Origin of the sequence: Dokdonia sp. Asnod2-E02 (genome assembly GCF_045063915.1) — a bacterium.
Classification (GTDB): Bacteria; Bacteroidota; Bacteroidia; order Flavobacteriales; family Flavobacteriaceae; genus Dokdonia.
In genome coordinates this window covers 709,700-723,269 of the sequence record NZ_JBEFNX010000005.1, presented here as the reverse complement: position 1 = coordinate 723,269, position 13,570 = coordinate 709,700, and the positions used below count along the sequence as shown (strand labels likewise).

9 protein-coding genes and 1 rRNA gene are annotated in these 13,570 nt (G+C 38.6%); 3 read left to right on the top strand and 7 right to left on the bottom strand.

What is annotated here, in order from left to right:
* The first annotated feature begins 14 nt into the window (after positions 1-14).
* Entirely contained in the window at positions 15-3,032 is a 3,018-nt protein-coding gene (locus ACJJVM_RS03180; RefSeq protein WP_405210778.1) for a hypothetical protein, read from the top strand.
* Here the strand turns inward: ACJJVM_RS03180 and ACJJVM_RS03175 are convergent.
* The 5 genes from ACJJVM_RS03175 to thrS form a co-directional block, all read right to left on the bottom strand.
* Complete coding sequence (locus tag ACJJVM_RS03175) at positions 2,984-6,664, bottom strand: IgGFc-binding protein (RefSeq protein ID WP_405210777.1); 3,681 nt, start codon at positions 6,662-6,664, stop codon at positions 2,984-2,986. The two genes, ACJJVM_RS03180 and ACJJVM_RS03175, sit on opposite strands and share 49 nt — an antisense overlap.
* A 244-nt stretch (positions 6,665-6,908) precedes the next feature.
* Complete coding sequence (gene rplT, locus ACJJVM_RS03170) at positions 6,909-7,253, bottom strand: 50S ribosomal protein L20 (RefSeq protein ID WP_021778208.1); 345 nt, start codon at positions 7,251-7,253, stop codon at positions 6,909-6,911.
* Positions 7,254-7,374: 121 nt separating this feature from the next.
* Positions 7,375-7,572 carry a 50S ribosomal protein L35 gene (gene rpmI / locus ACJJVM_RS03165; protein ID WP_021778209.1) on the bottom strand — a complete coding sequence of 66 codons (198 nt, stop codon included), beginning with the start codon at positions 7,570-7,572 and terminating at the stop codon, positions 7,375-7,377.
* A gap of 119 nt (positions 7,573-7,691) precedes the next feature.
* A complete protein-coding gene (gene infC, locus ACJJVM_RS03160) occupies positions 7,692-8,204 on the bottom strand; it encodes a translation initiation factor IF-3 (protein ID WP_262485475.1) in 513 nt (170 codons plus the stop codon).
* Between the two features lie 65 nt (positions 8,205-8,269).
* Positions 8,270-10,213 carry a threonine--tRNA ligase gene (gene thrS / locus ACJJVM_RS03155; protein ID WP_405210776.1) on the bottom strand — a complete coding sequence of 648 codons (1,944 nt, stop codon included), beginning with the start codon at positions 10,211-10,213 and terminating at the stop codon, positions 8,270-8,272.
* 413 nt (positions 10,214-10,626) lie between these two features.
* Between thrS and rrf the strand changes: the two genes are divergently transcribed.
* Positions 10,627-10,734 (top strand): 5S ribosomal RNA (gene rrf, locus ACJJVM_RS03150).
* A gap of 487 nt (positions 10,735-11,221) precedes the next feature.
* Here rrf and ACJJVM_RS03145 read toward each other — a convergent pair.
* Both ACJJVM_RS03145 and ACJJVM_RS03140 read right to left on the bottom strand, forming a co-directional pair.
* Positions 11,222-11,650, bottom strand: coding sequence for a DUF4268 domain-containing protein (locus ACJJVM_RS03145; RefSeq protein WP_298354460.1), 429 nt, complete (start codon positions 11,648-11,650; stop codon positions 11,222-11,224).
* Between the two features lie 2 nt (positions 11,651-11,652).
* Entirely contained in the window at positions 11,653-12,321 is a 669-nt protein-coding gene (locus tag ACJJVM_RS03140; protein WP_298354457.1) for a ZIP family metal transporter, read from the bottom strand.
* Between the two features lie 82 nt (positions 12,322-12,403).
* On the opposite strand from ACJJVM_RS03140, the gene ACJJVM_RS03135 reads away from it, so the two are divergent.
* On the top strand, positions 12,404-13,552 hold the full coding sequence (locus tag ACJJVM_RS03135; protein WP_405212164.1) for a class I SAM-dependent RNA methyltransferase: 1,149 nt from the start codon (positions 12,404-12,406) through the stop codon (positions 13,550-13,552).
* Positions 13,553-13,570: the final 18 nt, after the last annotated feature.

Genomic DNA, 13,570 nt, shown 5'->3' with positions numbered 1-13,570 from the left:
TCTTAAACATATCTATGATGAAAATCCTACGTCTAGCATTAGCTTTCATACTATTTTCTTTTTCTAATACCTTGGTTTTTGGACAGTCTAGTCCTGGTGGACCTAATTGTGCAGAGGCTGTACCTTTTTGTACGGAAGATTTGGCACAACCTTTTGATAATTGTTACGCCGGCAGTCCCAACCCTAATTGTTCGTCCTCAGGAGAATCAGGTATAGATTATGGTGATGTGTTAACAACACCCTACCCGACTTGGTATTTTTTACAAATAGATGAACCTGGAAATCTAGAATTTGAAATTATTCAAAATACAGCTATTGCTGATGATGGTACCCCAACAGGAACCGGGCTTGATGTAGATTATGCACTTTGGGGGCCTTTTAACGACACCAATGTTTGCGGTAATTTGGGAGCACCTTATTCATCAAGCTATTCTAATGCTGCCGTGGAAACCTTTACAATTGTAAATGCAATGCCAGGCCAAATTTTTGTATTGGTTATAACTAATTATGATGAAGATCAAGGTGAAATATTTGTATCTCAGACTAATCAAAATAATAACAACGCAGGAAATACAGATTGTTCAATTGTTAATGCTTCTTTAGGTGCAGATCAAGAGGCCTGTGAAGGAGAGACAGTAACGCTAGATGCTACATCACCAGATGCTGCTGGATATGCTTGGGCAGTAGATACAGGTGCAGGTTTTATGCCAGTACTAGATGGTACGGGTACACAAGTAACTACAGCAACTCTAGATGTAACCACTTCTGGTAACTACCAAGTGACTATAACAGATTTTAATGGTGACACGGGTGAAGATGAGGCGTTAGTTACATTCTTTACGGTACCTACAGCGACAGAGCCAGCAGATCTTTTTGAGTGTGATACAGATGCAGACGGATCGGCTACTTTTAATCTAGACACACAAATAGGAGATATCCTTAACGGGCAAGACCCTAATGAGTTTGATGTGACTTTTCACTTAAGTCTTGCAGATGCTTCTGGTCCGGCAGGAATAGGAGCCCTTACAGGTACCGCAGCTTACACTTCTACTACAGATGAGATATTTGTGCGTGTAGAAAATGCAAACTTGGCTGAATGTGTAGCGACTACAAGTTTTATGATTAACGTTGTAGACTTACCTGTAGCAACAGCACCAGGTCTTTATGAGATTTGTGATGATGCTGCAGATGGTGATGATACAAATGGTATTGCCACCTTTGACCTATCTACACTTAATGATGATGTTTTAAATGGACTTGACCCTATGCAATTTGTGGTGAGTTATCACGCAACAGGTCCTGATGCGACTGCAAATGCAAATCCATTACCACTTGCTTATGAAAACGTAGGTTCTCCAAATAATGATCAAATCTTTGCACGTGTTGAGAATACGGCTTTTACGGGTTGTTTTTCTATCACCCCAGTAAATTTACGAGTAAATCCTCTACCTGTATTAACTTCACCTGTGACGCTACGCCAGTGTGATGATGATATGAATGGGGTAAGCATTATAAATTTAACCCAAGCAGAAGGCGAGTTAAGCACAAATGCCGCAAATGAAACCTTTGTTTATTTTGATTCTTCTGGGGCAGCTATCCCAGACCCTACTGCTTATATGAATAGTAGTAACCCATTTGTTGAAGCAATTGGAGTTACGGTAACAAACTTAAATGGGTGTTCTCGCGATGGGACCATAAATCTTATAATTAGTGCTTCTCAAATACCTGCAGACACATTATTTGCAGATGAGATGGAGTGTGATACAGATAGTGATGGAGTGGCTTTATTTGATTTTTCTGCAGCTACAGCAGCTATAGAAGCATCGTTTGCTCCGCAAGTTGTTATCGTGTCTTACTATGAAACACAACAAGAAGCTTTATCTGAAGTAAATCCTATTGCAGATCCTTCTGCTTATAATAACAACCTTACGTACACAAGTGCTGGAGGTGTTCAAGATATCTGGGTACGAGTTGAAGCAGACACAGACAATGGTTGTGTAGGTCTTGGAGAGCACGTACGTCTTACCGTTGTACCTAACCCCACCTTTTTACCCAACATCTCTTCACTTGAAGAATGTTCACCTATCGCAAATGCTGCACAATTTGATCTAACCGAGAACGATGCCCAGATTACGGGCGGTGATTCTAATATTCTAGTTACTTATTATGAGAATGTAGGGAATTACACGGCAATGAATGATATTGCTAACCCTACTGCTTTTTCAAACAGCAGCAACCCTCAGACCATTTACTACAGTCTAGAGAATGCCACTACGGGTTGTACCACATTTGATTTTGTAAACCTGGCAATGAGCTTTGAGCTCATCGTAAACCAAAACCCTGTACTCACCACACCTACCGAGCTTCAAGTTTGTGATGATGATGGTGTGATAGATGGACTTACCACAGTAGACCTCTCTTCAAAAGATATTGAGATCACGGGTGGTTTTGATGCAAACCTTACCATCACCTACCACCTAGATCTTGCTGGGGCTGATGCTGGTGATGCAAGTATTCCAGACAAAACAATGTTTACAATGACCACCAATCCTCAGATTGTAGTGGCTCGTGTGACCGATAATACCACGGCTTGTTATTCTACAGTCAACCTTAGTGTGCGTAGCTTCCCGGTGCCAGTACCCGTAACCCCTGCAGATTATGAGGAGTGTGATGATGATAACGACGGAGTTTTTGACTTCTTCGTGCTTTCCTCTAGAGACGCCGAAATCACCGGTGGTGACCCAACCCTTACCGTCGCCTATTACCTCACCCAGGCAGATGCAGATAATGCACCGGTGGGTCAGGAGCTTGACAATATGATGTATATCAACAATGAGCCTTTTGAGCAAATTGTGTATGCCCGTGTTTTTAACGATGCCGGTTGTTACAGCACTACACCGCTTACCCTGCGTGTGCTCAACACCCCGATGCCTAACCAAGATGCGCTTCCATACGCCTTGTGTGATGACGATACCGATGGGCTTCAGCTATTTGATTTAAGCACACAAGAAGCTAATATTCCTAGACTGTAGTAAATGGTCTGAGGGTTGCTGCTGTTTGAAAAAGCAGTAGGGTTAGCAATATCATTCATTGCCGTGTAATTCCCTACATTCTCATAATAAGTAACTAGAATATTAGAATCACCGCCAGTGATCTGAGCATCGTTCTCGGTTAGATCAAATTGTGCAGCATTTGCGATAGGTGAACATTCTTCAAGTGAAGAGATGTTGGGTAAAAAGGTGGGGTTAGCCTCCACATTGAGTAATACGTGTATCCCTAGACCACGACAGTCGTTTGCGGTATCGCCATCTACACGTACCCATATGCCTTGCTGTCCATTTGTATCTGTATAGGTGAGGTTATTTGTATAGGCATCAATAGTTGCCGTGATAGGATTGGTCTCTGTTTCTGCTTCTTGCTGGGTTTCGTAGTAGCTTACAGTGAGCATTTGCCCCGCAGGGAATAAAGCTAGCACTTGTGCTGTAGCATCAGAGAAATCAAATACTGACTGACCATCACTATCTGTATCACACTCAAAATATTCTAATTGAAAAGTATCAGGAATCTCTGAAGTATCCACCTCAAGATCAATCTGAGCCTGACGTGTACATCCATTTATGGTAGAAATAGTAACGCTTACGGATTCGTTGTTTTGTATTTGGTTTGTGTACGCTGTAGGATTAGCTATTGCAGCACCACTAAGGTCATAATATAGAAATGTCTCATTTTCGGAATCACTGCTTAATAAAACTTGCGACTCTGTTAGATTAAAGAACGCAAAGCCATCTTGATCAATATCACACTGACTTAGTGACACAGGAGAGTTTATAACTGGTAAAGGTGCTACAACTATATTAAAAGTAACAATAGCAAAGCAGGCATCGTTTTGAGTGTTTGAAACTCTTGCCGTGATAGGTTGTACTTCTGCGTCAGTATTAATGAATGTGGTGGGTAGAGCACCATTGTTTGCATTTGCATCTCCTGGATTATCGTGATATGTAACAGTAAAAATTGTAGGATCTTGACCATTGAGAATATCATCATCTAGTGTAGATAAGTCAAAGGTAGTAAACTGGTTTGTGTCATCTCCATCTGCACTGTCATCGCACACTATATATGATCCAGGGTCTGTAGCTGTAGCTTGCGGTATAATAGTTAAAGTAATGTCTGTAAAATCTGCGCAGTTATCGTTGCTTACATTATCTATTCTGGCAGTAATAGTTTCTGTGCCGGTAACAGTAAAATTTGTAGGAGTTGTAATTAGATTAGTTTCTGAAGAAGCATCAGTAGGAGTGGGGTAGAAGTCTATATTATATAATGTATCACTTTGAGTTCCTAAAATAATACTGTTAAGGGTTGTTAGGTCAAAGTTTTCTATTCCATCTGCAGAGCTATCATCGCAAATGTTTTGTGTAGGAACTGCATTTGCTGTGGGTTGACTGTCTACTATGAGGTCAATAGCGGTGGTGTCAAAACAAATCGCACTAGAGTTACTCTCTATTCTAGCGTAAATGGTTGTGCTTGTTGTGTCATAAGCAGTAGGAGTAACAAAAGGCATTATATTATCAATAGCTTGTTGCTCTGTAGCGTGCCAGCTTACTGTAAAATTTGAAGCGCTTTGAGTACCTAAAATGATACTTTCGGTCAACATTTCTAAGTTGAAAATCGCGGTACCATCATTTGTATTATCATCACATATACGTACTGGTGGAACAGGGTTTGCTATTGCTTCATCTGTAATAGTTACGGTAAAGCTCAGTTCATCTGGACACATATCTGGGTCTGCGGGATTTTCATCATAAACAAACACAGTGGTTGTTGTGGTGATGGGAGTTGTCCAGTCTATAAGCGTAGCAGTAGGGTCAGATTGTAGAGCTGTGTAATATTGAGGGTTGTTGAGAAAATTTCCCGAAAGGGTAGCGGGGTCAGCGAGTGTAAAAGTTTCACAAGCAGTAAGATCATCTATAACATCAATAGAAGGATTATCTACTAGGGTTATTGTGATATCAACATCTATAGGATCGCAATCGCCCACAGCAACGTAATTATATATGAGTGAGGGATTAGATATGGGATCTGTAGTAGGATCAAAAATATCTGTACCACTATCTAAAGGAGGTGTCCAGGTCCCTCCCGTGGGAGGATTACCATCAAAACGCTCCAGAAGATTTATGGGTCCAGCGGCAGCACATATATCTGTATCTGTATCTTCTGGTGTTACAGCAAATCCTGAGTAGTAGCCACCAAATCCTGCACTATTATTTGCTCCTACTAACCCTATAGCTATAGGACCATCTGCTACAACAGCTATGTCATCTGTGAGCATAGATATATTAAATGTTTCCCATTCTGTGGTACCTGGATTTGCAAGAGCGGTAGCAGGATCTAATGTAGTTCCATTAAGGGTTACTGTATTACCTACTCTAGATGTGATAAATACATTAGCTACGTATTGATCAAATATTGGTGAAACTTCATTTACACTTGGTATAGCATTCACATCGTTTTGAAAGAAGCAACTTAGTGGTGGCACAAATATCATACCTGGAGTGGCATCTGGCACATCCGGAATGGTAGGGTCATTTGCTCCAGCTCTACCTCCTATAAATTGATAAACATAAATGCCTTTACTCTCGCTTGCTTCAATAAACATATTGCGATGTGCAGAGCCATCATCAGGTAAAAATAGATTAGCTTGATCTATAAATATGTAATCACCAGCAGTACCTAATGTAAAATTTGGCGTAGCCGAACCATTAATATATAAATCTGTATTGTCTTGCGTGATTACTACAAGAACTCGCTCTAGAAGATCATTTCCATTACCTCTTACAAGCATATACTCACTACCTACGAGGTTCTCAGGCACGATTTGATCCATCATTATATCACTACCATTAGCAATATTACTTGTGGGTTCATTACTATTTAAGTTACCTACATTTACAACAATAGGATGTGCGTCATCAGACTGTATAAGTGCACCTATAAATCCTTCGGCATTTGCAGTATTAACTAGACTTGAATATCCGGTAATTGTATAGCTTTCTCCAGCGTTTAGATTAATTACTAGTGGTGAATCCGTAGTTATGTTGGGTTCAAAAACAAGATCATTATCGTACTCACTTATAGTAACAACCGTATTGTCTTCTTGGGCCATTATACTTGTAAAGAAACTGTGGTTACCCGCATTGCTATTTAACTGCGATAAACCTACTCTAAAGCGTGATCCTAATGCATCAGCTCCCTTTCCAGTTAGATAACCAGAATGATTTCCAGAGGAAGATTGAACTCTTAAGGATGTATAAAATAATTCAGTAGAACTTACAACTATCCCTTTAGTGCTTAAAGCTTGATTAAGTTCTGTATTAGTTATTAGAATATTAGCGCCAATATTAAAAGATGCGGGAGCCCCAGCAGATATGGTTTGTGTCCCTAGTACTGTTCCATTACCTAGGCTTATAGTGATAACTATAGGATCTGTTGTAGCAGTTGCCGGATTATCATAAGGAGTAGAAAAATATAAATAAGCAGATGTAATATCTTGTCCTCCCACGTCTCTCGCGTGTACAGGCGGTATGTAATGAGTGCTACCCAGTTGTGCAAATACAGGAAGTGTACATAGAGTGAGTACTATAAGTAGAGCGTAGTTTTGGATTTTCATAACCTCTAGTTGGTATAAGGTGTGCCTTAAAAATAGTGATATTTTGACTATCAGGGTACTAGAGGGGAGGTAATTATCTGCTTTTGGAGGTGTGAGGTGTTGTATTCCGCTTTCGCGAAAGCGTAAACACTCTTGTAAACTATAGAGGTGAAAACCGTAAGTAAATGAGTTTAAAAACAAAAATCCCGCTCAAAAGAGCGGGATTTTATATAAGTGAGATGTATTATTAAATGAGGCTTGCGCCTTACTTTACTTTATTAATTATTGCTTCAAACGCTTCTGGGTGGTTCATAGCAAGGTCTGCAAGCACCTTACGGTTAAGCTCGATTCCATTTGCTTTAACTCCTCCCATAAACTGAGAATAAGACATACCGTGCATACGAGCACCCGCATTAATACGAGTAATCCATAATGAACGGAAATTTCTTTTCTTCTGACGACGGTCTCTGTATGCATAAGACATTGCTTTGTCTACTGCATTCTTTGCAACTGTCCATACGTTTTTACGTCTTCCAAAGTATCCTTTGGCTTGCTTCATCACCTTTTTTCTTCGGGCTCTTTTAGCAACTGAATTTACTGATCTAGGCATAATTTAATGTGTTTTTGTAGCAGGCGACACACGCTGTGTGCTCTTGTGTATCTCGCTCTTAAGCGGCGAGACGGCCATACTCCAGGGTTTAAAAATAATTTGTTTTAACCGGTTAAAGTGATTACTTAAGGTTAAGCATCAATTTAACATTGTTCTCATCTGCTTCGTGTACAAGACCGTCGTGCGTCAGAGCTAGCTTGCGCTTTTTAGATTTTTTTGTCAAAATGTGACTCTTAAAAGCGTGCTTTCTTTTGATTTTACCAGTTCCGGTAAGCTTAAAACGCTTCTTAGCACTGGATTTTGTTTTCATTTTAGGCATCTGTTCCTATTTTTTAAATTATCTCACTTATTTTCTTACTAAACCCTCCTTACTCAATGAGTAGGAGGGTTTTTATAATAACTACAGCTCTTGAGTTTACACTCGAGTCTGTATTGTATTTATTTCTTTTTAGGTGCGATGAACATTGTCATACGCTTTCCTTCTAGTCTTGGGAGTTGCTCTACTTTTCCTAACTCTTCTAGCTCTTGAGCTAGTTTAAGAAGTAGTATTTCTCCTTTGTCTTTATAGATGATAGAACGACCTTTAAAGAAAACATACGCTTTAAGTTTTGCTCCTTCTTTAAGGAACTTCTCTGCGTGTTTCTTTTTAAACTCGTAGTCGTGATCATCTGTGTTAGGACCAAAACGAATCTCCTTGATTATCACTTTTGAGGCTTTTGCCTTCATTATCTTCTCACGCTTCTTTTGCTCGTATACAAACTTTTTATAGTCTATAATCTTACAAACTGGTGGAGCAGCGTTAGGTGATATTTCAACAAGGTCTAGCTCTAGTTCGCTAGCTAGTGCTTGTGCTTTTTGGATAGGGTATATCCCTACTTCCACATTGTCTCCCACTAGACGTACTTCTTTTGCACGTATCTTTTGGTTGATTTTGTGTTGGTCTTCCTTAATGATCCTTGCAGGACCTCTCGATCTTTTTCTACGTATTGCTATGGCTTTTCTATTTTAAATTAAACTTAATCAAATGTTTTCATTGTCGATGCAATCTCGGTAGATACAATTTTCGCGAAAGCGTCAATAGTCATACTACCTAAATCCTCACCACCGTGTCTTCTTACAGATATTGTGCCATCTTTTTCCTCTTGCTCTCCTATAATAAGCATAAACGGAAGTTTTTGCATCTCTGCTTCCCGTATTTTCTTACCCATAGTCTCGCCTCGGTTATCTATAAGAGCGCGAATTTCGTGATTTTCTAGCAAATTTAATACATTCTGAGCATATTTCTCATATTTCTCACTCAATGTCAGAATTGTAGCTTGCTGTGGCATAAGCCAAAGTGGGAAATTACCGCCTGTATGTTCTAATAATATAGCAACAAATCGCTCCATACTGCCAAAAGGGGCGCGGTGTATCATTACCGGCCTGTGCATCTCATTGTCACTCCCTTTGTACTGTAATTCAAAACGCTCAGGCAAGTTGTAATCTACCTGTATAGTCCCTAGTTGCCAGCTGCGACCTAAGGCATCTTTTACCATAAAGTCTAGCTTAGGTCCATAAAATGCTGCCTCACCAGTTTCAACAACATAGTTAAGCCCTTTTGCTTTTGCAGCGTTAAGAATGGCACTTTCTGCTTTTACCCAGTTTTCGTCTTCTCCTATATACTTATCTGGATTTTCTGGATCACGTAAAGAGACTTGAGCTGTAAAGTCTTCAAACCCTAATGAGCCAAAAACATAAAGTACCAAGTCTATTACTTTCATAAACTCTTCATCCAGCTGGTCTGGTGTACAAAATATGTGTGCATCATCTTGAGTAAATCCTCTTACACGCGTAAGACCGTGTAGCTCTCCAGACTGCTCATATCGATATACGGTTCCAAACTCTGCAAAGCGCTTAGGTAGTTCTTTATAACTCCACGGGCGACTGTTATATATCTCACAGTGATGAGGGCAGTTCATAGGTTTGAGTAAAAACTCTTCACCCTCGTTAGGTGTTTGTATAGGTTGAAAACTGTCTGCTCCATACTTTGCATAGTGGCCAGATGTTTCATAGAGTTCTTTTTGCCCTATATGTGGTGATACCACCATCTCGTAACCCTGTTTCTTTTGTGCAGCCTTAAGGAAGTTTTCTAAACGCTCACGTAAAGCAGCTCCCTTAGGTAGCCATAAAGGTAAACCTTGACCTACTCGCTGTGAGAAGGTAAATAGTTCTAGTTCTTTCCCTAGTTTTCTGTGGTCACGCTTCTTTGCTTCTTCTAGAAGTTCTAGGTATTGCTTAAGATCTTTTTGTTTTGGGAAAGAAGTTCCATAAACACGAGTAAGTTGTGGTTTGTTTTCATCACCACGCCAGTATGCACCAGCAACACTCATAATCTTTACGGCTTTTATGATACCTGTATTAGGTATATGTCCCCCGCGACATAAATCTGTAAAGTCGTCGTGATTACAAAAAGTGATAGTACCATCTTCTAGATTTTCAATAAGTTCTACCTTAAACTCATTTCCTTCACCTTTATATTTGTCAAGAGCTTCTTGCTTTGTTACAGATCGCATTTTAAAATCGTGCTTTCCACGAGCAATCTCGAGCATCTTATCTTCTATCTTCTTAAAGTCTTTATCAGAAATAGTTTGATCACCTAGATCAACATCATAATAAAAACCATTTTCTATAGCTGGGCCTATAGTAAGTTTTGCTCCAGGGTATAACTTTAATATAGCTTGAGCAAGCACGTGAGAAGAAGAGTGTCTAAAAGCAGTCTTCCCTTCATCGTCATTCCAGGTAAATAAGGTAATCGATCCATCTTCTGTAAGTGGGGTAGAGGTCTCTACGGTCTCCCCATTAAATTTTGCAGAAATAACGTTGCGCGCCAGCCCCTCGCTGATGCTCTTTGCGACATCCATAGGAGTAGCTCCCTTGTCTATCTGTTTTACATTGCCATCTGGCAAAGTGATATTGATCATAGTTCGATTATTTATAAGAAGCAAAGATAGGATGTTCGATGTAGGTTTACAATAACTAGGTAATCTGTTTTACATTATATATAGGACAAAGTTTTTTACGCTTTCGCGAAAGGTGTTTTAATTTCAATTAATAGTATATCAGCGTTCTATGGTTTTAATAGCTGTTGTAGTTGGGTTTTTGAGAGCGATTTTAGAAATATTTCCCATTTTTTCTTGTCAGACTTGAACTTCTGTGTATCTTTGCCGTCCGTTTAAATGTGAGCGGTAGTTCTTATAAATGTTTGTTTAATTGGCTTTAAAATTTATTTCAAATTATTTTCAAAAGATAGTTTGTAAAGTNTTTATGTTAAGATATTTTCTTTCGCCTTGAGCGAAAGAGTTTAAGATGATTTTATATCATTTTATTCTAAAACTAAGGTGGTTATAGCGACGGGGCTCACCTCTTCCCATTCCGAACAGAGAAGTTAAGCCCGCCAGCGCCGATGGTACTGCACTCGTGGGAGAGTAGGTCGCCGCCTTTTTAAGCTCCAATACAGAAATGTGTTGGAGCTTTTTTTATACAAGAAAATCAAAGATAATCTCTTGTTTACATATATGTAGTTCTAGAATTACATAATAGAGGCACTATGATTAGCTCTCATCTGAGTAATGTAGGGCGGCCTTATTATCTATTCCTTCTTTACGGTTATAAAATACAGATATCTTTGTGCGGGTGTGATGGGCGTATATATTGGAGAGATCTAAATTTAATGCTGTATTAAATCGAGCATTATCTTTTATAGTTTATAAATCTCAAATTACTTGTTTACCATTCTTAAGTATCCTTTACTACATAGAGTTACAGGTCGCTTATAGAGCTATCCAAACGGTAAGAAATATTAGAATGTTTGTAACCAGGTGCTATGAAGGATAGGCGCTACTAAAGAATTACTTATTAAGAGATATAAATACACTCACTCTGAATTCTAATCTTAAAAGTATAGGGTATATATGCGACTGAAATTACAACTAGTCTTTTATAAAGTCTTGATATTCTAGATAGAATAGCTCCAGTTTTGACATATACTCATATAAAAAGTCAAAAACTTTTGGCCAGTCATTTTTATTATTGATTTTCACTCCTTCGAGTCTTATGTAAACTCTAGAGATGACCTTTCCACTATCAAGAAGATATTCATCATCAAAAATAAGATTAGGAGACACTTCTTCCAGTAGTAAAGATTTTAGACTTAGAAGTTTTTCGTAATAGTATGCCTTATCAATTTCGTCATTAGATTCAGAATCTATAGCCACCAAGGCATAGCCATTAGTAAAATCAAATTTTAAGGTTACGTCTTTTATTCCTGTGTTATAAAGTATCCATTTACGGGGATATCTTTTTGCAAAGAAAATCCAAAACTGCTTCCGTACTTTTTTAGCTTCTTCTTTAGAGTACATAACTATAAGAAATATGCGATAATTATACCTATTAAAATTACACCAAGCTTTGTTGCGTTAAACTGATGATTTTTTGAAGATTCAAAAAGTATGGTTGTTGACACGTGTAATAATACTCCTACTACTAATGCATTTACTTCGCTACTGTAAGTCTCCAGAAGTGATGACTGTGTCTTTAAGAAAGCTCCTAGCGGTGTCATACAAGCAAATATGATTAGAAAAATGCTTGTTTGTATGGTAGACATTTTTGAGTTTAATAAAAAAGCAGATAAAATAACTGCAATGGGAATTTTATGAACTATAACTCCATATAGTAAATCTTGATTTTCGGCAAGTGGGAAACCCTCTATAAGAGAGTGTAAGCAAAGACTTATAAATAATAATATAGGAAACGTTCCTTCATCTTTATGGTGAACGTGACCGTGCTCTGCCCCTTTAGATCCAAATTCTAAGATGATCTGAATAAGTAAGCCTAGCATTATAAAAATCCCAATGTTAGAATTATTACTACTGTATACTTCAGGCAAAAATTCAAATATGACTACTGAAAGTAAAAAAGCTCCACTAAAAGAAAGTAAAAGCTTAATCCCATTATTTACAGCTGGCTTAAAAATAAGTGCAAATGTGAGTCCTATTAAGACGGCTATGATGGGAAGAATAATTGCAAGCAAATGGAATGAAGTTTTGGGTCGTTAAGGCGGTAAAATTAACGTATTTTTGCGGCATATGAGTAAGAGTAGTGAAAACTTTAAGATGGTGGCCAAAACGTTTTTTGGCTTTGAAAAAATTCTAGCAGAAGAGCTTAGAAACTTAGGCGCTGGAAATGTAGAAATAGGGACGCGTAATGTCTCTTTTGAAGGTGATAAGGGGTTTATGTACAAAGCAAATTTGTGCTGTCGTACCGCTATTAAAATTTTAAAGCCCATTGCCGAGTTTAGGGTGATGAATGAGGATGATCTCTATAGACGTATGCAACGCATAAACTGGAGGAAATATCTAGATGTAAAGAAGACCTTTGCGATTAATGCAACTGTAAGCGGTAATACATTTACACACTCGCAGTATGTTGCCTTTAAAACTAAAGATGCTATTGTAGATAAATTTAGAAAAGAAGAAAACGTACGTCCTAGTGTTGATACTAAGCACCCAGATCTTAGGCTCAACGTCCATATACAAGACAACTGGTGTACATTGTCACTAGATAGTAGTGGCGCATCATTACACCACCGTGGTTACAGAACTGCAACAAACATAGCACCTATTAACGAAGCACTCGCGGCTGGTTTAATTATAATGAGTGGCTGGCACGGTCAGTCAGATTTTCTTGATCCTATGTGTGGGTCTGGTACAATGTGTATAGAGGCTGCAATGATAGCCTGTAATGTGCCTGCAAACTTAAATAGAAAAGAATTTGCTTTCGAAAAATGGGGAGATTGGGATGTAGATCTGTATGAACTCATAGAGGCATCTGCTCTTAAACGTGTTAAAGATTTTAGATACACGATTACTGGTTATGATAAAGCACCATCTGCCGTAGAGAAGGCTCGTGAAAATGTAAAAAACGCGCAGCTTTCAGATTTTATCACTATAAGTGAGAAGAACTTTTTTGAAACTAAAAAACAAGGTAGTGACTTCTTACAAATGGTGTTTAACCCACCTTATGGTGAGCGTTTACCTATAGAGATGGAAGCGTTTTACAAAGAGATAGGTGATACACTTAAAGGTGGTTATCCTGGATCTCACGCCTGGATGATTACTTCTAATATGGAGTCACTTAAGCACGTGGGGCTTAGACCTAGTAGAAAAATTAAGTGTTTTAACGGTAGTTTAGAAAGTCGTCTGGTTAAATATGAGATGTACGAGGGAAGCAAGAAGGCTAAGTACCAAGATGATAATGAATAGTTGTACGCTTTCGCGAAA

Bases quoted from the DNA above. Each gene is read 5' to 3' on its own strand.
- rplT (WP_021778208.1), bottom strand. From the start codon at position 7,253: ATGCCTAGATCAGTAAATTCAGTTGCTAAAAGAGCCCGAAGAAAAAAG.
- ACJJVM_RS03145 (WP_298354460.1), bottom strand. From the start codon at position 11,650: ATGTACTCTAAAGAAGAAGCTAAAAAAGTACGGAAGCAGTTTTGGATT.
- thrS (WP_405210776.1), bottom strand. From the start codon at position 10,213: ATGATCAATATCACTTTGCCAGATGGCAATGTAAAACAGATAGACAAG.
- ACJJVM_RS03175 (WP_405210777.1), bottom strand. From the start codon at position 6,664: ATGAAAATCCAAAACTACGCTCTACTTATAGTACTCACTCTATGTACA.
- rpmI (WP_021778209.1), bottom strand. From the start codon at position 7,572: ATGCCTAAAATGAAAACAAAATCCAGTGCTAAGAAGCGTTTTAAGCTT.
- ACJJVM_RS03135 (WP_405212164.1), top strand. From the start codon at position 12,404: ATGGTGGCCAAAACGTTTTTTGGCTTTGAAAAAATTCTAGCAGAAGAG.
- ACJJVM_RS03180 (WP_405210778.1), top strand. From the start codon at position 15: ATGATGAAAATCCTACGTCTAGCATTAGCTTTCATACTATTTTCTTTT.